Raw genomic sequence first — 17,817 nt, forward strand, 5'->3', positions numbered from 1 at the left:
TTCCCCGCTTCCCTCAGTATCCCTCCGCCAGGGTCCCGCGCTGGCGCGGGTCGGCGGCGCCGGCCTTGAGCCCATCGACGGCCATCACGGAATTGGCCGAGCCCGAGGCCGGCGCTACCACCACCCTGTGGCCGCGCGCGCGCAAGATCGCGATCGTGTCGGGCGAGACGCCTTCCTCCACGGTGAGCACGTCCGGGCGCCACTGGTGGTGGATGCGCGGGGCCGCCACCGCCTGCAGCAGGTTCATGCGAAAATCGACGACGTTGACGATGGTCTGCAGCACCGTCGAGATGATGCGGCTGCCGCCCGGACTTCCCGTCACCAGCAGGAGCTTGCCGTCCCGGAACACGAAGGCCGGCGTCATCGAGGACAGGGGGCGAGCGCCCGGTGCCACCGCGTTGGCCTTGCCGCCGACGAGACCGTAGGCGTTGAGCGCCCCGGTCTTGGCGGAGAAATCATCCATCTCGTTGTTGAGCAGCACCCCGGTGCCGGGGGCGACGAGGCCCATCCCGTAGGAGAAGTTCAGCGTGGTGGTGTTCGAGACCGCATTGCCCTCGGCGTCGATCACCGAGAAATGCGTGGTCTGGTCGGGCTCGAAGGGCAAGGGATCGCCGGCCTTGACCTCGGAGGCCGGACGGGCGCGGGCCGGATCGATGGCCCTGCGCAAGCCCTCGGCGTAGAATTTCGCCGTCAGCCCCTCGACGGGGATCTGCGAGCGCGTCGGGTCGCCGAGCCAGGTGGCCCGATCCGCGTAGGCCGGCTTCATCGCCTCGGCCAGCGTATGGATCGCGTCGGCGCTGCCGGCCCCCATCTTCGCCAGATCGAAGCCCTCCAGCACGTTGAGGATCTCGACGAGGTGGATGCCGCCCGAACTCGGCGGCGGCATCGAGGCGACGGACAGGCCGCGATAGGTGCCGCGCACGGGTTGGCGGATCACCGGTCGGTAGGCGGCTAAGTCGTCCGCCGTCATGACGCCGCCGGCCGCGCGCACCGCCCCGGCGATGGCTTCGGCGATGGGACCGGTGTGGAACGCGTCCGGGCCCTCCTTCGCGATGAATCTCAGGGTGTCGGCGAGGTCCGCCTGAACGAGGCGCTCGCCGCGCCGGAGCGGTCTGTCGCCGGCAAAGAAGATCGCGCGGCTCGATGGCCAGCGCCCCAGAAGATCGGCGGCGCGGGGCAGGGAATCGGCGAGCCCCGCCTCGACGTCGATGCCCTCGCGGGCGAGGCGCTCGGCCGGGGCGACGAGGTCGGCGAGGGTGAAACGGCCGGAGCCGTAGCGCTGGTGCGCCTCGGCCAGCCCGCGCACGGTGCCGGGCACGCCCACCGCCTTGCCCGTGCGGGTGGAGGCGGCGTGGTCGGGCTCGCCCCGCGCGTCGAGGAACATGTCGGCGCGGGCCGCCGCCGGGGCGGTCTCGCGGTAGTCGATGGCCACGGTCTCGCCGGAACGGGCCAGGTGCACCATCATGAAGCCGCCGCCGCCGAGATTGCCGGCGCGCGGCAGGGTGACGGCCAGGGCGAAACCCACGGCCACCGCCGCGTCGACGGCGTTGCCGCCGGCCTTCAGGATCGCGACGCCGATCCGCGTCGCCCGGGCTTCCTGCGACGAGACCATGCCGTTCGCCGCCAGCACCGGCAGCATCCGGGCGGTGTCCGACTGGATCGGCGAGGAATCCGCCTGGGCCCGGGCCGGCGGGGTGGCGGCGACGAGGAGGCAGAGGGCGAGGCAAGGGGTGGAGAGGCGGCGCATTCACACGGCTCCGTCACGCGGGCCGAAGCGGCCCGCCACCAGCCAGTAGACGAGTCCCGAGGCCGCGCCGGTAAGAAACAGGATCGCGGTGATGCGGCCCTCCTGCGCGAAGGCCTGCGGGTCGCCGGCGCGGGCCGCATTCCGGGCGAGCCACGGCACCAGCGCCGTGAGGAGGCCGGTGCCGGCGCCGTACCACGCGGGGCTCCGCCAATTCAGGGTCTCGCCGATGACCGCCATCGCGACCGGCGGCACCACGAGGAGGAGGAACAGCGCGCGGGCGAAGGCGGCGAGGGCGAACAGGATGGTCTCGGGGCCGATTCCGGAGGCGAGGTCGTTCAGCCCCTCGAACAGGCCGACCAACCCGAGGCTCCCGAGCACCTCCCGCGAGACCGGATCGAGCATGGCGCCGAGGCCGAGCACGAAGGCGCCGCAGGGAATCGCCAGGAGCAGGGCGAGGCACCCGACGAAGACGCGGCCGAGGAACCGCATGATGCCCCCCCTATCAGGTTGTCGGATGAGCGGTCGTTCGCCGCTCTTTTCCCGTCGTAGGCATAGCAAACCCAACTCGTCAGGGAAGGCACGGGTCCCCTCTCCTGGAAGGAGAGGGACAGGGTGAGGTGTGTGACTTATCCGGAGAGACCTCTCACCTCACCCCAGCCCTCTCCTTCCAGGAGAGGGGGCCTGTCGCGCTTCACGCCGACGCGCCAGGTTCTTCGGGGATCGGTCGAAATCGTCGATGTTGCGGTTGTGTGAGTCCGGCAGCCACAAGGAGGAGGGTATTGCCAAAAAATCAGTCGTCGTCGCCGTCGTCGGCGCCTGCATAGACGCCCTCGGCGCCGATGCCGTCCTCCAGCATCATCCGGGCGCGGGCGCGCAGCTTCTCGGTCTCGCTCTTGAGCTGGCCGCAGGCGGCGAGGATGTCGCGACCGCGCGGCGTGCGCACGGGGGAGGCGTAGCCGGCGTCGTAGACGATCTCCGAAAAGCGTTCGATGCGTTCCCAGTCCGAGCACTCGTAGACGCTGCCGGGCCAGGGGTTGAACGGGATCAGGTTGATCTTGGCGGGAATGCCCTTGAGCAGCCGCACCAGCTCGCGGGCATCCGCGTCGGTGTCGTTGATGCCTTTCAGCATCACGTACTCGAAGGTGATGCGCCGGGCGTTGTTGAGGCCCGGATAGTTGCGGCAGGCGGCGATGAGCTCGGCGAGCGGATACTTGCGGTTGAGCGGCACCAGGGTGTCGCGCAGGTCGTCGCGCACGGCGTGGAGCGAGATCGCCAGCATGGCGTGCGCGTCGGTGCCGAGGCGCTGCATCTGCGGCACGACGCCGGAGGTGGAGACGGTGATGCGCCGGCGCGACAGGCCGAGGCCCTCCTGATCGGCCATGACGCCGACGGAATCGATGACGTTGTCGATGTTGTAGAGGGGCTCGCCCATGCCCATGAACACGATGTTGGTCACCGCCCGGCGGACCTCGTCGGCCCCGGCCGGCGTCGGGTTCTGGCCGGCCCAGTCGTTGAGGTGGTCGCGGGCCACCACCACCTGGGCGACGATCTCGGCCGCCGTCAGGTTGCGCACGAGGCGCTGGGTGCCCGTGTGGCAGAACGAGCAGGTGAGGGTGCAGCCGACCTGGCTCGAGACGCAGAGGGTGCCCCGGCCGCGGCCGGGGATGTAGACGCACTCGATCTCGGCGCCGCGGTTGTGGTCGTGCTTGCCAGTGGGGGCCATGCGCATGAGCCACTTGCGGGTGCCGTCCCGCGAGACCTGCTCGGTGATCACCTCCGGGCGGTCGAGGGTGTAGGCGCTGGCGAGATCCGCCTTCAGGCCCTTGCCGACATTGGTCATGTCGTCGAAGTGCCTGGCGCCCCGCACGTTGACCCAGTGCCAGATCTGGCCCGAGCGCATGCGCTGCTCGCGCTCGGACACGCCGATGGCCGAGAGCCGCGCCTTGAGGTCGTCCCGGGTCAGGCCGACGAGGGACGAGCGGCCGAGGGGGCCTCCAAGCGGCGCGGAGGCCGGCTCGAACTCGGGCAGCTTCTCGATTGCGGGGGCGGCACTCGCGTCGCCCCGGGCGGTGTCGAACGACGCCGTCGCCATGGATCTCAGACCTTCATTTGGAATCGGTCCGATATAGGCGATCCGCGCCGCGAACGCGAATACGGGTGCGGCATGGGCGGGGTGCGCCGGGTGTGATACCCGGCTCCACGCTAGTTCCGACGCCCGCGAGGTTCGCCGTGATTCCCTGGGTCGCCCTCGACACCGCCCCGATCCCGGGCACGACCGACGAGCTGCGCCTGCTCCAGCGCGGCCATGAATTCCTGATCCGGATCGGCCGGGAGGACCTGATGAACAGCCGCCTCAGCGGCTCGGAGGAGGCGCTGGCGACCCTGGCGGCGGCGCGGATCGGCGGACGGGCCGGGGCGCGAATCCTCATCGGCGGCTTCGGCATGGGCTTCACCCTGCGGGCGGCCCTCGATGCCCTGGGCGCGGATGCCAGGCTCGTGGTGGCCGAACTGGTGCCGGCGGTGCTCGCCTGGGGGCGCGGCCCCCTGGCCCACATCTCCGCCGATGCCCTGTCGGACCCCCGGGTGGAAGCGCGGGAGGCCGACGTCGCCGGCCTGATCCGGTCCTCGGCGCTGGCCTGGGACGCGATCCTCCTCGACGTCGACAACGGCCCCGAGGGGCTGACCCGGGCGGACAACGACCGGCTCTACGATGCCGGTGGCCTGGCGGCGGCGCGCGGCGCGCTTCGTCCCGGCGGCGTGCTCGCCGTGTGGTCGGCCCATCCCGATCCGGCTTTCACCCAGCGCCTCGTCCGCGCCGGTTTCGCCGTGGAGGCGGTGCCCGTGCGGGCCGGGCGGGGCCGGGGCGCCCGCCACACGGTCTGGCTCGCCGTGCGGCCGGAACGGTCTCGGTAAGGTCAGCCGGCCGCGCGCAGGCGGTCGCGCCGGCGGCTCAGGCGGGTGGCGCCGTAGATCGCCGCGAGTTCGCGCCGGGCCGCCTTGACCGGCGGGGCGTCGCGCTCGGCGCAGGCCGCCGCGATGGTCCGCAGGGTGTCGGCGACGGAGCGCTGCAGGCGCAGATCGCCGGGTTGCCGCGCGATATGATCGATCGTGTCCATGGCGGTGGCCCCTTGGTGCCGGCCCTCTCGCGGGGCGTCGCGGCCAGCATCGGCACGGGGCTTGGCCGCAACAAGGCAGCTTGGCCGTGGGGACCGCGATCTACTCGCGACCGGCGCCCTCGGTGAACCGGTCGTGGCAGGTGTAACCGAGAAAGCAGCGCGGCACGTCGCGTGTGAGTTCGAAGGCGGGCTTTGGCACCGTGGGCAGGGGGCAGAAGCCGCCGTCGCGCACGAATCGGTCGTAGGTGAACGGTCCCGTCGTCAGCACGATGGCACCGGTCCGGGTCACGAGACCGGCCGCCTCGGCACAGGTCATGTCCGGCGTGGCCAGGCGCGCCTGGGCCACGGCCGCGCTCGCGGAGACGAGCAGGAGGACGCAGGGGAACAGGGTCCGTCGCATGGCGAAAGCCACCTCGCAGGCAAGTTGGAAGGCACGTCGGCAAGCACGTCGCGCGCCGGGCCCTACACTGGCCTCACGCGGCGGCCAGCGCCAGGGTGAAGTCGAACGCCTCGGTCACCCCCTCCTGCCAGAGGGAGGCCGGCGTCGGGTGGGCGAGGTGGAGGGCGCCCTCCGATTCGCCGCCCGCCATCCGCAGGTCGACGCCGGCCCGGGCCGCGAGGCCGAGCATCGGCCGGTTGCGGGCGAGGCAGCGCACGCGCAGGTCGCGCACGCCGCGATTGCGCGCCGCCCCGGCGATGCGGCGAAACAGCGCCTGGCCGAGGCCGTTGCGCCGGTAGTCGCGCTCCACCGCGAAGGCGGCTTCCGCGTCGGGGCCGAGGGAGAAGCCCGGCGGCGGGGCGCGGGTCGGACGCAATTCGCCCAGGGCCCGCAGGGTGCCGTCGACGAAGGCACCGAAGACGACCCCGTCGACCTTCAGGGCCCGGCGGGCATAGGCGAGGGCCGCCGCGTCGCTCAGGGTGCCCATGAAGCGACTGGCGCGGGTCTCGGGATCGAGGCGCAGGAAGTAGGCCTCCACGGCGGCGGCGTCGCTCGGCCACAGGCGGCGGATGACGGGGCGCAGGGCGGGGGCTTCGGGTCGAGGTTCCGGCATGGTGATGCCTTTCCGGTGCTGGGGCGCGCTTGCCGCGCCGGGGTCCGGACGTCACCTCCCTCAAGGTCAGGCAGATGTGGCATCGCTGCCAGATTTTTGCAATGCAGCAAAACGTCCTGCCGCCCGTGTCTCTGGCATACCAACCATTCGGCTTGATCGGGCCTTGGGCACGCGGCAGACCCGAAGCGGGCCGCCCGTCCCGGCCCAGGCGTCGAGGCTTTGTCCGTCGTGAGTCCATCAGCTCCTCCGGCCCCCTCCGATCACGCCCGCTCGGGCGCGATCCCCCACGGTCCGGTCCTGGAGCGCTACGAGGCCCTGGTGAATTCCGGCGCCATCGAGCGCGATCCGGCGCAGGTCCACCTCGTGCGGGCCCTCGATGGGCTGGCGCAGGAACTCGGCCGGCGCCGGCGCGCCCGCAAGGGCAGCGCGCTCGGCTGGCTGTTTTCCCGCAAGGAGGACCCGGCCGCCGTGCCGAAGGGCCTCTACATCTGGGGCTCCGTCGGGCGCGGCAAGACCATGCTCATGGACCTGTTCCACGAGGCGGCGCCCGGCCCGAAACGCCGGGTGCATTTCCACGGCTTCCTCGCCGACGCGCACGAGCGCATCCACGCCCACCGCCAAGCCCTCAAGGCCGGCACGGCCAAGGGTGACGATCCGATCCCCGTGGTGGCCGACGCGCTCGCCGACGAGGCCACTCTCCTGTGCTTCGACGAGTTCACCGTCACCGACATCGCCGACGCGATGATCCTGGGGCGCCTGTTCGACGCCCTGTTCAAGCGCGGCGTCACCGTGGTGGCGACGTCCAACGTCGAGCCCGACCGGCTCTACGAGGGCGGCCTCAACCGGGCGCTGTTCCTGCCGTTCGTCGCCGAACTGCAGAGCCGTGTTGCCGTCCTGCGCCTCGATTCGCGCACGGATTTTCGCCTCGAGAAGCTCGGTGGCGCCTCGGTCTACCACGTGCCCGCCGATGCGGAGGCGGATGCCGCCCTGGCCCGCGCCTTCAAGGGCCTCACCGGCAAGACCAGGGGCAGGCCCGCCACCGTGCGGGTGAAGGGCCGCGACGTCTCCGTGCCCGAGGAGGCGGCGGGTGTGGCGCGCTTCACCTTCGCCGATCTCTGCGCACAGCCGCTCGGGGCCTCCGACTACATGGCCGTGGCGCGGGCCTTCCACACGGTGATCCTCGCCGACATCCCGGTGATGAGCGCGGAGACCCGCAACGAGGCCAAGCGTTTCATCACCCTAGTCGACACCCTCTACGACGCCCACGTGAAGCTCGTCGCCTCGGCGGCGGCCGAGCCGCAGGGGCTCTATACGGCGACCGAGGGCCGGGAGGCCTTCGAGTTCGACCGGACCGTGTCGCGCCTCATCGAGATGCGCTCGTCGGACTACCTCGCCCTGCCGCACGGCGCCGGGGATTCGGAGGCGTCGGGGTCGAGCGCGGGCCTGGTCGAGACCTGAACGCGGCCACGGGCCGCCCCTCCCATCAGCGGCGGGCGGTCGCATCGCCCCCCGCGCTCTTCGTGCGCCATCGCACATACGCCATGCCGAAACGTCCCGAGCGCGGAGCCCGATCGGACCGGCGGCGTTGCACTGCAGCACGCGCTGCATTTAATTGGTCTCATTCCGAAGAACGGCGACGCGCCCGCCGCGCCGCACCGGCTGCCGCTGTCGGCGGCCGCCGCCGTTCCCGAAGGAAGCCGGGGCTCTCCGCGCGAGCGATCGATGCGGGACCGCGACACGGATCGCGTGCCCGGACGCCGACGACGTGGCTCATGATTGGCGACCCAGACGGGCGGACCCGCGGTCCACGACCGCTGGACTCACCCGATTCAGGATAGGATGGACCGATGATCAAACTCACCGTGAACGGAGCTGCACGCAGCTTCGACGGCGATCCCGACATGCCGCTGCTGTGGTACCTGCGCGACGAGGTCGGGCTCACCGGAACCAAGTTCGGCTGCGGCCAGGCGCTCTGCGGCGCCTGTACCATCCATGTCGGCGGCACCGCCGTGCGCGGCTGCGTGACGCCGGTCTCGGCCGCCGAGGGCCAGGCCGTGGTCACCATCGAGGGCCTGTCCCCCGACGGCAACCACCCGGTCCAGGCCGCGTGGCGCGACCTCAACGTCGCCCAGTGCGGCTACTGCCAGTGCGGGCAGATGATGCAGGCCGCCTCCCTGCTGACCGACACCCCGAAGCCCACGGACGCGCAGATCGACGAGGCCATGAGCGGGAACCTGTGCCGCTGCGGCACCTACCCGCGCATCCGCGCCGCCATCCATCAGGCCGCCGGTCAGGCTGCCCCCGCCGCCAAGGGAGAGCGCCTGTGATCCACGAGTCCGAGATGATGTCCGCCAAGCTCGCCGCCGAGCTCGTCCCCGACACCGCGGCTGCCCCGACCGCCCTCGCGAACGTCAGCCGCCGCGCCATGCTCGGCGGAATGGGCGCCCTGGTGCTCGCCCTGTCGTGGCGTGATCCGGCGAAAGCCGAGGACAAGACGAACGAGCCGAAGAAATTCGGCGCCGATGCCATGCCGCATGGCTGGCAGGACGATCCGAAGGTGTTCGTCGCCATTGCGCCGGACGGCACCGTGACGGTGACCTGCCACCGGGCCGAGATGGGCCAGGGGGTCCGCACCTCCATCGCCTTCGTGGTCGCCGACGAACTCGAAGCCACCTGGGACAAGGTGAAGGTCACGCAGGCCTGGGGCGACGAGGCCCGCTTCGGCAACCAGGACACGGACGGCTCGCGGTCCCTGCGCCACTTCTTCCAGCACCTGCGCCATGCCGGTGCCGCCGCCCGCCTCATGCTGGTCCAGGCCGCCGCCAAGCAGTGGAACGTGCCGGTCTCGGAGGTGAAGGCCGAGAACCACGTCGTCACCCACGCCAAATCCAAGCGCAGCCTCGGCTACGGCGAGATCGCCGCCGCCGCCGCCGAACTGCCGGTGCCGGCCCGCGAAACCGTGACGCTGAAGGAGTCGAAGGACTTCAAGTACATCGGCAAGGGCAAGATCGGCCTCATCGACAACCGCGACATCACCACGGGCAAGGCCATCTACGGCCTCGACACCCGCCTCGACGGGATGCTCTACGCCCTCGTCGCCCGCCCGCCGGTCTTCGGCGGCAAGGTGGTGAGCTACGACGACACCGAAGCGAACAAAGTCGCCGGGGTGGTCAAGATCTTCAAGATCGACGCTCCCGAGGCGCCCGTCGAGTTCCAGCCGCTGGGCGGCGTCGCGGTCATCGCGAAAAACACCTGGGCGGCGATGAAGGCCCGCGAGGCCCTGAAGATCACCTGGGACGACGGCCCCAACGCTTCATATGATTCCGTCGCCTTCCGGGGTGAGCTGGAGAAGGCGGCGCGCGCGCCCGGCAAGGTCGTGCGCAACCAGGGCGACGTCGACGGCGCGATGGCGAAGGCCAAGACGCGGGTCGAGGCCGAATACTTCGTGCCCCACCTCGTCCAGGCCCCGATGGAGCCCCCGGCCGCCGTCGTGCGGATCAAGGACGGGTTCTGCGAGGCCTGGGCCTGCACCCAGGCGCCGCAGGCGACCCATGATCGCCTGGCCAAGAAGCTGAACCTCGCCGCCGACAAGGTGCGGGTCAACCAGACCCTGCTCGGCGGCGGCTTCGGGCGCAAGTCGAAGCCGGACTACGTGCTGGAAGCGGCCCTGTGCAGCCAAGCCGTGGACGGCGCCCCGGTGAAGCTCACCTGGACCCGCGAGGACGACCTGCACCACGGCTACTATCACACCATCTCGGTGGAGCGCCTGGAGGCCGGCCTCGACGACAAGGGCATGCCGGTGGCCTGGCTCCATCGCTCGGCGGCCCCCACCATCGGGTCGATCTTCGCGGCGGGCGCCAAGAACGAACTGCCGTTCGAGCTCGGCATGGGCCTGACGAACACGCCGTTCGACGTGCCCAACATCCGCCTCGAGAACCCGTCCGCCGACGCGCATGTGCGCATCGGCTGGTTCCGCTCGGTCTCGAACATCCCCCATGCCTTCGCGATCCAGTCGTTCGTGAACGAGCTGGCGCATGCGGCGGGGCGTGACCCGAAGGAGTACCTGCTGGCGCTCATCGGCCCCGATCGCAAGATCGATCCGACCACGCTCGGCGACGTCTGGAACTACGGCGAGGACCCGGCCCGCTACCCCATCGACACCGGGCGCCTGCGCGGGGTCATCGAGGCGGCGGCCAAGGGCATCGGCTGGGGCCGCAAGATGGCGAAGAACACCGGGCTGGGCATCGCCGGGCACTACAGCTTCGTCACCCACACGGCGGTGGCGGCCGAGGTCGAGGTCGGGTCGAAGGGCGAGGTCGTGGTCAAGCGCGTCGACATCGCCGTCGATTGCGGACCGCAGGTGAACCCGGAGCGCATCCGTTCGCAGATGGAGGGCGCCGTGGTCATGGGCATGGGCCTCGCCCTCTCGGCCGAGATCACGTTCAAGGACGGACGCGCCCAGCAGAACAACTTCGACGGCTACGAGATCACCCGCATCGACGCCGCGCCGAAGGAGATCCACGTCCACCTGCTGCCGAACCCGAACTATTCGGGGCCGCTCGGCGGCGTCGGCGAGCCGGGCGTTCCCCCGGTGGCCCCGGCCATCGCCAACGCGATCTTCGCGGCCACGGGCCGGCGCATCCGGCAGTTGCCGATCCGCGATCAGCTCAGCGCCTGAACCGGCGCCCCTCCGGGGGGCATCACGACCAGGGGGTGTCGCTTCGCGCGGCACCCCTTTTTCGTGGTGCTCGTCATGAAAAGCGCCGGTTCCGTCGCCCGGCCCGGAGCCCTTGGGCGTCCTGGCGGGTTGAGGGAGGGACGCCGCCGCTTCGGCCCTCATTCTCTCAGGACAGACCCAACGATGACGTCAATGACATGGCTCGCCACCGGCTTCCTCGCCGCCACCCTCGCGGGTATGGCCGGCCAAGCCCACGCCTCGCCCTGCACGGACCAGATCGCGGCCCTCGAGGCCAAGGTGAAGGATCAGGCGAAGGAGTCGATCTCGGCCTCGACGGGCGGCCAGGCCGATGCCGGTGCGCGGGGCGGCGAGGGCGGAGCGGCCGGAGGCAGGGCGGACACGCCGCCGACGGCGCCGCCCGAGAAATCGGCCGAGGCCGGCAAGGGCGGCGACAAGGCGATGCAGGCCAAGGTCGCCCTCGACGAGGCGCGCACCGCCGACGGGAAAGGCGATGCCAAGGGCTGCATGGACGCCCTCGGGCGAGCGAAGCGTCAGCTCGACGCGGCGCCGTGACGATGGGGGCGGAGCGGCCCGACCGGGGCCGTTTCCTCCCCATGGGTTTCTCCCTATGCGCGGCGTATTGCACTGCAACGCCGCGCGTCGGTGCCGGCCTTCAGGCGGCGGCGCTCAGGGCATGCTTGTTGCCGTTGAGACCGGCACAAAGGTCGTCAATGGCGGCCAGATCGAGGGCCTCGCCGGACTCGCTGGCGATGGCGTCGATCAAGTGATCCTGCTGCGGATTGAATGGATTCCCCTGAAGTCGGTAGAACTGATAATACCGCAGTGCAGCGATCAATGTATCCCGCTCACGCTCGGTCACCGATATACTCTGCATTCCGCTCAACTCGACCTCCTGTGACTGAGAAATGGCCAGGCGGCGGTCGCACTCACGCCTCAGCAGCGGATGTAGACCGGTATCGAGGTTGACGTCTACCACTTGACAGCGGGGCTGAAACGGTCCGCGCGCGGGGCCGACGCAGCGGACCCGCGCCAAGTCCCTGACGGCGCGCCGTTTCCCGCGGATCGGGCGATCCGGGATTTATTTGCTGCCCCGCACCCGAGGCGCGCGGTCCGGGGCTGCCGGGCGAAAACTCTCCTTAACCCTGGCGTGAGATCGTTGGAGATGGCCGATGGCGCCCGATCCGGCGCCGTCGCGACACCGTGGCGGGAAGGGGACTTCCGGATGCCCATGACACGAGGCGGACGCGCACACGGCGCACGGGACGGCGAGGCCTCGTCCGAACGTCAGGCCGATGCGCGGACGGCGCGATCCGGACCGCCGCCCCTCGCGCCGAACGTCCGCCGCCACCTCGGCCTCAGTTTGCGGACCTTCTACGCCGCCACCCTGGCCGAGCCCGTGGACGACCGGATCGCCGCCCTGCTGGACCGGCTCGGCAAGGCCTCGCCCGGAAACCCGTTCCCCTGATTCGGGTGAGACGTTTCGTTCACGCCGTTCCGCGTTGTTGGGCAGACCGGACCCTGGCGTTCACGAACGGGCCAGATCCGTGGCCGCATGGTTCGGCTCCCGATCCTCGAACGCCCAGTTTCTCCGCCATGCTCGTCCTCACCCTCGTCGTCGTCGGCAACGTCCTGTTGGCGGCTCTGTTCTCCCTCGTGGCCGTCGCCACCGATTGAGGGGGTCTCTTCGGCGCCGCAGACGCCGTCGACCGTGCCGCCCGACACGGGCCGATGATCGGTCCCGTCCGTTCGTGGCCGGTGTGGATCGACCGAACGTGAAATTCATGCTCGATGCGACACTCCATCCCGTGGGCCCCGTGCCCTCCCCCGGAGCGTGACACCGCATGAACACCACCGCCCTCTCGACGACCTGGGCTCCGCGCCTGCTCAGCGTCCTGCGCATCATGGCGGGATTGCTGTTCCTCGCCCACGGCACGCAGAAGCTCTTAGGGTTTCCCCCGCGCATGGGCGGCGGCGGCGCGCCGGAGCTAATCTCCCTGATCGGGCTGGCCGGCGTGCTCGAACTCGTCGGCGGCGCGCTGATCGTGCTCGGCCTGTTCACCCGGCCGGTGGCGTTCCTCCTGTCGGGCCAGATGGCGGTGGCCTACTTCATGGCGCATGCGCCCAAGAGCCCGTTCCCGGCCCTCAACGGCGGCGACGCGGCGATCCTGTTCTGCTTCGTGTTCCTCTACCTCGCCGCCGCCGGCGCCGGCCCGTGGAGCCTCGACGCCCAGCGCCGCGGCCGGTTCTAGCAAGCGCCGCGGCCGGTTCCGACCGGCCGCCTGCGTCAAGCTGTGCCGTTCGTCACCGCGTTGGGGACGGCGGCACGGCATCGTCCCTGACCAGGAGCCGATCAGGGCCGGACGGACGGATTTTCAGACGATGAGCGCTTCCCTCTCGCCGGCACCCTGGGACGGCACGGCGCTTCCCTCCGAGCCGGAGGCGCGCGCCCATCGCCTGCCGCTCGCCCTGAAGCTCGCCTACACGGCCTTCATGGCCGTGCTGGTGCCGACCTACGGTTGGTACTATGGGCCGACGAACTTCCTGTACTTCTGCGACATCGCCCTGATCCTGACCCTCGTCGGTCTCTGGACCGAGAGCGCGCTCCTCGTCTCCATGTGCGCCGTCGGCATCCTGGCGCCGCAGGTGATCTGGGTGGCGGATTTCGCCGCCGGCCTGTTCGGGATGCCGCTCACCGGCATGACCGATTACATGTTCAAGTCCGAGAACTCGGCCTTCCTGCGCGGCCTGTCGCTGTTCCACGGCTGGCTGCCGTTCCTGCTCGTCTACCTCGTCTGGCGGCTCGGCTACGACCGGCGCGCCTGGACCGCGTGGTCGGGCCTCGCCGTGGTGGTGCTGGCGATCTGCTTCCTCGCCATGCCGGCGCCCCGGCCCGATCCGGGCCTGACCCCGGTCAACATCAACTACGTCTGGGGCATGAGCGACACCGCCGCCCAGACCTGGATGCCGGCTTGGGCCTGGTTCGGCCTCCTCGTTGCAGGCATCCCGCTCGCCCTGTGCGGGCCGACGCACTTCGTCCTGCGGGCCGTGATGCCGGCCGCGATCAGGCGGTGAAGCGCCAGACGCTGCTCCGCTTGATCTCGGCATCCTCCAGCGAGCGGCTCACCGGCACTTCGTAGGTGGCGAGACGTTCGAGCCGATCGCGCGGCAGGTAGGAGCGGCCGGGATCGCCCACCAGCACGGTGGCGCCGCGTGCATGCAGCCCGGCAAGCCACTGCGTCACCCGGCCGGCCAGATCGCATTCGTAAAAAATGTCGGCGGCGAGCACGACGGCGCTGCCGGGGTCGGAGCCGATGAGGTCGTCGCGTACGGCCTCGATCCGTTCGGCCACACCGTTGGCCGCCGCGTTGAGACCGATGGCCGGAATCGCGAACCCGTCGAGGTCGCTCGCCGTCACGTGCACCGCCCCGGCCTTGGCCGCCGCGATGGCGACGAGGCCCGAGCCCGAGGCGAAATCGAGGACGCGGCGCCCGGCCACCACGTGCGGGTTGTCGAGGATGTAGCGGGCGAGCGCCTGCCCCCCCGCCCAGGCGAAGGCCCAGAACGGCGGCGGCAGGCCGATGGCCTCCAGCTCATCCTCGGTCTTCTGCCACAGGGCGGTGGCCTCGTCGGCGACATGCAGCACGATCTCGGGCGCATGGGGCACCGGCAGCAGCCGGGTGTTTTCACGGATGAAGGCGAGGGGATCGGGCGAGGCGATCATGCGACGAGCTCGGCGTAGATCGCACACACGGCGCGGCCCACGGCCTCTTCCGTGAAGCCCCCGTCCCGGATGCGTTGCCGTGCGGCGTCGCCCATCCGCGCCACGAGGCCCGGATCGGCGGCGAGGCGCATGAGCGCGGCGGCGAGCGCGGCGGGATCGTCGGGGGGGACGACGAGGCCCTCGATCCCGTCGCGCACCAGGGTCCGGCAGCCCGGGACGTCGGTGGTGAGAAGCGCGCGCCCGCAGGCGGCGGCCTCCAGCAGGGTGCGCGGCAGGCCCTCGCCGCCGCGCGACGGCAGGCAGGCGACGTGGTGGGCGGCGTACGCTCCGGCGACGTCGGCGGTGGGCCCGTGCCATTCGATGCCGTCGCGCGACCAAGCCCGGAGGGTCGCCTCGGGGATCGCCCGGCGGTTCGACGGGTCGGGGGCCCCGTAGAGCGAGAGTTCGACGGCCGCCCCGCTGGCGCGGGCCAGGCGCACGGCCTCCACCGCCGTGTCGACGCCCTTCGACCACAGCATCCTGGCCACCAGGGCGACCCGCAGGGGCGGGGCCGGCGGCAGGGACCGGGGCGTGAAGGCATCGGGATCGACGCCGGCCCCGCCGACGAGGGTGACGTTCGTGTCGGCCGGGTCGAGGCCGAGCGCACGGGCGTCGTCGGGATTCTCGAACAGGAACCGGGTCTTCCTGGAAGCCAGTGGGCCCCGGATGAGCCCGCGCACGGCGAGGCGCGACAGGCGGCCGGTCGCGTCGGCGCGGGCGCCGAGCAGCCCGAGGCCGGTGAGCGCGTAGACCCGCGCGGGGATGCCCGCCATGGCGGCGGCGGTGCCGCCGACGAGGATGGCGCGGAGCGCTATGCAGTGGACGATGTCGGCCTTCAGGGCCTTGAGGATGCCGGCGAGCTGGCCCGCCGCGTAGCCGGCCGCCATCGGGTTGAGGCTGGAGCGCTCGGCCTCGAGGTGGATCACCCGCGCGCCCGTCGCCTCGATGGGCGCGCGGTGGTCGCGCACCCGCGTCACCACCGCCACGGTGAGGCCCATGGCGATGGCCGCCCGCGCCATGGGCAGGAAGTGGGAGGCGAAGAACCAGTCCTCGGTGACGACGAAGACCAGGGTCTTTTGCGCTTGGGGCGAGTGGAGCGGCGTATCCATCCGTCAGCCTGTAGCATGCCTCGCCGTGCGGGGAGGCAAGACGGCAGGAAGGCAAGACGATGGACACGACCGAAAGCCTGACGATCCGGCCGTTCGACGCCGGCGACCGCGCGGCGGTGATCGCCCTGTGGCGGGCCTGCGGCCTCGTGGTGCCCCACAACGATCCGGACGCTGATATCGACCGCGCCGCCGGCCGGGCGAATTCCGACGTTCTCGTCGGCGTCACACCGGACGGGAGGGTGGCGGTGAGCGTGATGGTCGGCCACGATGGCCATCGCGGCTGGCTCTACTACGTCGCCGTCGCGCAGGATGCGCGGGGCCGAGGTCACGGCCGGGCCATGGTGGCGGCCGGGGAAGAGTGGCTGCGGGCACGCGGCGTTCCGAAGGCGCAGCTCATGATCCGAGACACCAACACCGCCGTGCGGGACTTCTACGCCGGTCTCGGCTGGGACGCCGTTCCGCGCACCGTCATGGAACGCTGGCTGTAGGGGCGCGTCGAACGCGATGTCGCGCCCGGAACGCGGCTGCCCGGCCACCGGTTGTTGCCTCACGAAACCACCCGGGGGAGCACCAGAATGGCGTCGGATCGGGACGAGGAGGGCACGGTCGCCGATCCGCGCGACGCGGCCGAGGAGGCGGGCCTCGCCTATGTCGACGACGCCACCCCGGGCCTGACCCGCCGCAGGAGCGGCACCGGCTTTTCCTACCGCGACCCCAAGGGCGCACCCGTGCGCGACGCGAAGACCTTGGCCCGCATCCGGGCGCTGGCCATCCCGCCCGCCTACACCGACGTGTGGATCTGCGCCCGCGCCAACGGCCACATCCAGGCCACGGGGCGCGACGCCAAAGGGCGCAAGCAGTACCGCTACCACGAAGGGTTCCGGGCCGCCCGGGACCAGACCAAGTTCGAGCACATCATGACCTTCGCCGACGTGCTGCCGGGTCTGCGCGCCCGCGTCGACGCCGACATGGGCAAGGCCGGCCTGCCGCGCGAAAAGGTGCTGGCGACGGTGGTGCATCTCCTCGAGACCACGCTCATTCGAGTGGGCAACGACGATTACGCCCGCACCAACAAGAGCTTCGGCCTCACCACCCTGCGCGACCGCCACGCCCGGATCGCGGGCAGCGCGCTCACCTTCCGGTTCAAGGGCAAGAGCGGCAAGACCTGGGATCTGGGCGTCAAGGACCGGCGCGTCGCCCGGATCGTCAAGGCCTGCCAGGATCTGCCCGGCCAGGAGCTGTTCCAGTACCGCGACGCCGACGGCACGGTCCGCGACGTGACCTCGGCCGACGTGAACGCCTATCTGCGCGCGATCACCGGCCAGCCCATCACCGCCAAGGACTTTCGGACGTGGGCCGGCACGGTCCTGGCCGCTCTGGCGCTTCAGGAATTCGAGGCGTTCGACAGCGCGGCCGCCGCCAAGAAGAACCTGCGCACGGCCATCGAGAGCGTGGCGAGCCGGCTCGGCAACACGCCGACCATCTGCCGCAAGTGCTACATCCATCCGCAGGTGCTCGACGGCTACCTCGAAGGCGACCTGCTGCTGCAGGTGAAGGACGCCGTCGAGGACGAGCTGCGCCACGACCTCACCCGCCTGAAGCCCGAGGAGGCGGCCGTGCTCGGCCTGCTCCAGGCCCGCCTCGCCAAAGCGGCCGGAAAGCCGGCAAAAGGCGTGTCGCCCAAGGGTAAGGCAGCGCTCGGAAAGGTTGCCGAGACGAAGGCCAAAGCGAACGCCAAGACCAAGGCGAAGACCAAGACCAAGGCGGCCGGAGGCGGATTGTCGACCCGCGCGAAGGGGGCATCGACCGCCAAGACCCCGGACCGGCACGCCGCCTGAGGTTTCCGCGCTACCGAATACGCACGCCCCCCGGTGGCTGTTTTCGAAAGCCACGATGATCCGGCACGGAGCGCGACAGGCTCCCTCCCCCGGAAGGTAGGGCAATCGCAGATGGGTTTTCCCGGCGCTCGAACGCGAAGCAAAACGCTTCGAACAGTCGCGACAGGCCCCCTCTCCTGGAAGGAGAGGGTTGGGGTGAGGTGTGTGACCTTTTTGGAGTTCACAAACTCGTCACCCTAGCGCGCTTGTTGCATAAGAGGGGTAGTCTCTCGACTGTTCGAAGCGTTTTGCTTCCCGTTCGAGCGCCTGGAAAAGCCATCTTCTATTTCCCTAACTACCGGGAGAGGGCGCCTGTCGCGCTCCGTGCCGGATCATCTTGGCTTTCGAAAACAGCGTCCGGGGGGCGTGCGTATTCGGTAGCGCGGACACCTCAGGCGGCGTGCCGGTCCGGGGTCTTGGCGGTCGATGCCCCCTTCGCGCGGGTCGACAATCCGCC

19 protein-coding genes are annotated in these 17,817 nt (G+C 70.8%); 10 read left to right on the forward strand and 9 right to left on the reverse strand.

Going from position 1 to position 17,817, the window contains the following annotated elements; translation table 11 throughout:
• Nucleotides 1-13 precede the first annotated feature (13 nt).
• The 3 genes from ggt to rlmN all read right to left on the reverse strand — a co-directional run bounded on the left by ggt (nucleotide 14) and on the right by rlmN (nucleotide 3,839).
• Nucleotides 14-1,747 carry a gamma-glutamyltransferase gene (gene ggt / locus MKK49_RS00405; RefSeq protein ID WP_244026027.1) on the reverse strand — a complete coding sequence of 578 codons (1,734 nt, stop codon included), beginning with the start codon at nucleotides 1,745-1,747 and terminating at the stop codon, nucleotides 14-16.
• Nucleotides 1,748-2,236: a hypothetical protein gene (locus tag MKK49_RS00410; RefSeq protein ID WP_244026029.1), complete on the reverse strand. Its 489-nt coding sequence runs from the start codon at nucleotides 2,234-2,236 to the stop codon at nucleotides 1,748-1,750.
• 301 nt (nucleotides 2,237-2,537) lie between these two features.
• Nucleotides 2,538-3,839, reverse strand: a complete 1,302-nt coding sequence (rlmN, locus tag MKK49_RS00415; protein WP_244026030.1) for a 23S rRNA (adenine(2503)-C(2))-methyltransferase RlmN — start codon at nucleotides 3,837-3,839, stop codon at nucleotides 2,538-2,540.
• 137 nt (nucleotides 3,840-3,976) lie between these two features.
• On the opposite strand from rlmN, the gene MKK49_RS00420 reads away from it, so the two are divergent.
• Nucleotides 3,977-4,660 carry a spermidine synthase gene (locus tag MKK49_RS00420; protein ID WP_244026031.1) on the forward strand — a complete coding sequence of 228 codons (684 nt, stop codon included), beginning with the start codon at nucleotides 3,977-3,979 and terminating at the stop codon, nucleotides 4,658-4,660.
• 2 nt (nucleotides 4,661-4,662) lie between these two features.
• On the opposite strand, the gene MKK49_RS00425 is transcribed toward MKK49_RS00420, so the two are convergent.
• From MKK49_RS00425 to MKK49_RS00435, 3 genes are all read right to left on the reverse strand, one after another.
• Entirely contained in the window at nucleotides 4,663-4,863 is a 201-nt protein-coding gene (locus MKK49_RS00425) for a hypothetical protein (protein ID WP_244026032.1), read from the reverse strand.
• A gap of 100 nt (nucleotides 4,864-4,963) precedes the next feature.
• A complete protein-coding gene (locus MKK49_RS00430) occupies nucleotides 4,964-5,263 on the reverse strand; it encodes a hypothetical protein (protein ID WP_244026033.1) in 300 nt (99 codons plus the stop codon).
• A gap of 73 nt (nucleotides 5,264-5,336) precedes the next feature.
• Nucleotides 5,337-5,915: a GNAT family N-acetyltransferase gene (locus MKK49_RS00435; protein ID WP_244026034.1), complete on the reverse strand. Its 579-nt coding sequence runs from the start codon at nucleotides 5,913-5,915 to the stop codon at nucleotides 5,337-5,339.
• A gap of 279 nt (nucleotides 5,916-6,194) precedes the next feature.
• On the opposite strand from MKK49_RS00435, the gene zapE reads away from it, so the two are divergent.
• The 4 genes from zapE (at nucleotide 6,195) to MKK49_RS00455 (ending at nucleotide 11,166) form a co-directional block, all read left to right on the forward strand.
• Complete coding sequence (gene zapE / locus MKK49_RS00440) at nucleotides 6,195-7,373, forward strand: cell division protein ZapE (RefSeq protein WP_244026049.1); 1,179 nt, start codon at nucleotides 6,195-6,197, stop codon at nucleotides 7,371-7,373.
• A 389-nt stretch (nucleotides 7,374-7,762) separates the two neighbouring features.
• Nucleotides 7,763-8,242 (forward strand): (2Fe-2S)-binding protein, encoded by a 480-nt coding sequence (locus MKK49_RS00445; protein ID WP_244026035.1) that lies wholly within the window; start codon nucleotides 7,763-7,765, stop codon nucleotides 8,240-8,242.
• On the forward strand, nucleotides 8,239-10,593 hold the full coding sequence (locus MKK49_RS00450) for a xanthine dehydrogenase family protein molybdopterin-binding subunit (protein ID WP_244026036.1): 2,355 nt from the start codon (nucleotides 8,239-8,241) through the stop codon (nucleotides 10,591-10,593). The genes MKK49_RS00445 and MKK49_RS00450 overlap by 4 nt, the downstream gene beginning before the upstream one ends.
• Nucleotides 10,594-10,785: 192 nt before the next feature.
• Complete coding sequence (locus MKK49_RS00455; RefSeq protein ID WP_244026050.1) at nucleotides 10,786-11,166, forward strand: hypothetical protein; 381 nt, start codon at nucleotides 10,786-10,788, stop codon at nucleotides 11,164-11,166.
• A gap of 100 nt (nucleotides 11,167-11,266) precedes the next feature.
• On the opposite strand, the gene MKK49_RS00460 is transcribed toward MKK49_RS00455, so the two are convergent.
• Nucleotides 11,267-11,488: a hypothetical protein gene (locus MKK49_RS00460; protein ID WP_244026051.1), complete on the reverse strand. Its 222-nt coding sequence runs from the start codon at nucleotides 11,486-11,488 to the stop codon at nucleotides 11,267-11,269.
• A 348-nt stretch (nucleotides 11,489-11,836) separates the two neighbouring features.
• On the opposite strand from MKK49_RS00460, the gene MKK49_RS00465 reads away from it, so the two are divergent.
• From MKK49_RS00465 to MKK49_RS00475, 3 genes are all read left to right on the forward strand, one after another.
• Nucleotides 11,837-12,079 (forward strand): hypothetical protein, encoded by a 243-nt coding sequence (locus MKK49_RS00465; RefSeq protein ID WP_244026038.1) that lies wholly within the window; start codon nucleotides 11,837-11,839, stop codon nucleotides 12,077-12,079.
• A gap of 376 nt (nucleotides 12,080-12,455) precedes the next feature.
• Entirely contained in the window at nucleotides 12,456-12,863 is a 408-nt protein-coding gene (locus MKK49_RS00470; RefSeq protein ID WP_244026040.1) for a DoxX family protein, read from the forward strand.
• A 130-nt stretch (nucleotides 12,864-12,993) separates the two neighbouring features.
• Nucleotides 12,994-13,686: a hypothetical protein gene (locus MKK49_RS00475; RefSeq protein ID WP_244026041.1), complete on the forward strand. Its 693-nt coding sequence runs from the start codon at nucleotides 12,994-12,996 to the stop codon at nucleotides 13,684-13,686.
• Here the strand turns inward: MKK49_RS00475 and MKK49_RS00480 are convergent.
• Nucleotides 13,676-14,335, reverse strand: coding sequence for a class I SAM-dependent methyltransferase (locus MKK49_RS00480; protein WP_244026042.1), 660 nt, complete (start codon nucleotides 14,333-14,335; stop codon nucleotides 13,676-13,678). The genes MKK49_RS00475 and MKK49_RS00480 overlap by 11 nt on opposite strands.
• Nucleotides 14,332-15,483, reverse strand: coding sequence for a glycosyltransferase family 4 protein (locus MKK49_RS00485; protein WP_244026044.1), 1,152 nt, complete (start codon nucleotides 15,481-15,483; stop codon nucleotides 14,332-14,334). Before MKK49_RS00485 ends, MKK49_RS00480 begins: the two co-directional genes overlap by 4 nt.
• A 59-nt stretch (nucleotides 15,484-15,542) precedes the next feature.
• Here MKK49_RS00485 and MKK49_RS00490 point away from each other — a divergent pair, with 59 nt between their 5' ends.
• Together MKK49_RS00490 and MKK49_RS00495 are read left to right on the forward strand one after the other, a co-directional pair.
• Nucleotides 15,543-15,971 carry a GNAT family acetyltransferase gene (locus MKK49_RS00490; RefSeq protein ID WP_244026045.1) on the forward strand — a complete coding sequence of 143 codons (429 nt, stop codon included), beginning with the start codon at nucleotides 15,543-15,545 and terminating at the stop codon, nucleotides 15,969-15,971.
• 87 nt (nucleotides 15,972-16,058) lie between these two features.
• Nucleotides 16,059-17,321 (forward strand): DNA topoisomerase IB, encoded by a 1,263-nt coding sequence (locus MKK49_RS00495; protein ID WP_244026046.1) that lies wholly within the window; start codon nucleotides 16,059-16,061, stop codon nucleotides 17,319-17,321.
• Nucleotides 17,322-17,817: the final 496 nt, after the last annotated feature.

Source organism: Methylobacterium sp. J-090 (genome assembly GCF_022829345.1).
In the GTDB taxonomy this organism is placed as follows: domain Bacteria; phylum Pseudomonadota; class Alphaproteobacteria; order Rhizobiales; family Beijerinckiaceae; genus Methylobacterium.

What these genes read in the sequence shown, in the direction of transcription:
- MKK49_RS00490 (WP_244026045.1), top strand. Translation starts at nt 15,543, where the DNA reads ATGGACACGACCGAAAGCCTGACGATCCGGCCGTTCGACGCCGGCGAC.
- MKK49_RS00475 (WP_244026041.1), top strand. Translation starts at nt 12,994, where the DNA reads ATGAGCGCTTCCCTCTCGCCGGCACCCTGGGACGGCACGGCGCTTCCC.
- MKK49_RS00455 (WP_244026050.1), top strand. Translation starts at nt 10,786, where the DNA reads ATGACATGGCTCGCCACCGGCTTCCTCGCCGCCACCCTCGCGGGTATG.
- MKK49_RS00460 (WP_244026051.1), bottom strand. Translation starts at nt 11,488, where the DNA reads ATGCAGAGTATATCGGTGACCGAGCGTGAGCGGGATACATTGATCGCT.
- MKK49_RS00435 (WP_244026034.1), bottom strand. Translation starts at nt 5,915, where the DNA reads ATGCCGGAACCTCGACCCGAAGCCCCCGCCCTGCGCCCCGTCATCCGC.
- MKK49_RS00445 (WP_244026035.1), top strand. Translation starts at nt 7,763, where the DNA reads ATGATCAAACTCACCGTGAACGGAGCTGCACGCAGCTTCGACGGCGAT.
- MKK49_RS00485 (WP_244026044.1), bottom strand. Translation starts at nt 15,483, where the DNA reads ATGGATACGCCGCTCCACTCGCCCCAAGCGCAAAAGACCCTGGTCTTC.
- MKK49_RS00495 (WP_244026046.1), top strand. Translation starts at nt 16,059, where the DNA reads ATGGCGTCGGATCGGGACGAGGAGGGCACGGTCGCCGATCCGCGCGAC.
- rlmN (WP_244026030.1), bottom strand. Translation starts at nt 3,839, where the DNA reads ATGGCGACGGCGTCGTTCGACACCGCCCGGGGCGACGCGAGTGCCGCC.
- MKK49_RS00410 (WP_244026029.1), bottom strand. Translation starts at nt 2,236, where the DNA reads ATGCGGTTCCTCGGCCGCGTCTTCGTCGGGTGCCTCGCCCTGCTCCTG.
- ggt (WP_244026027.1), bottom strand. Translation starts at nt 1,747, where the DNA reads ATGCGCCGCCTCTCCACCCCTTGCCTCGCCCTCTGCCTCCTCGTCGCC.
- MKK49_RS00480 (WP_244026042.1), bottom strand. Translation starts at nt 14,335, where the DNA reads ATGATCGCCTCGCCCGATCCCCTCGCCTTCATCCGTGAAAACACCCGG.
- MKK49_RS00425 (WP_244026032.1), bottom strand. Translation starts at nt 4,863, where the DNA reads ATGGACACGATCGATCATATCGCGCGGCAACCCGGCGATCTGCGCCTG.
- MKK49_RS00470 (WP_244026040.1), top strand. Translation starts at nt 12,456, where the DNA reads ATGAACACCACCGCCCTCTCGACGACCTGGGCTCCGCGCCTGCTCAGC.
- MKK49_RS00430 (WP_244026033.1), bottom strand. Translation starts at nt 5,263, where the DNA reads ATGCGACGGACCCTGTTCCCCTGCGTCCTCCTGCTCGTCTCCGCGAGC.
- MKK49_RS00465 (WP_244026038.1), top strand. Translation starts at nt 11,837, where the DNA reads ATGCCCATGACACGAGGCGGACGCGCACACGGCGCACGGGACGGCGAG.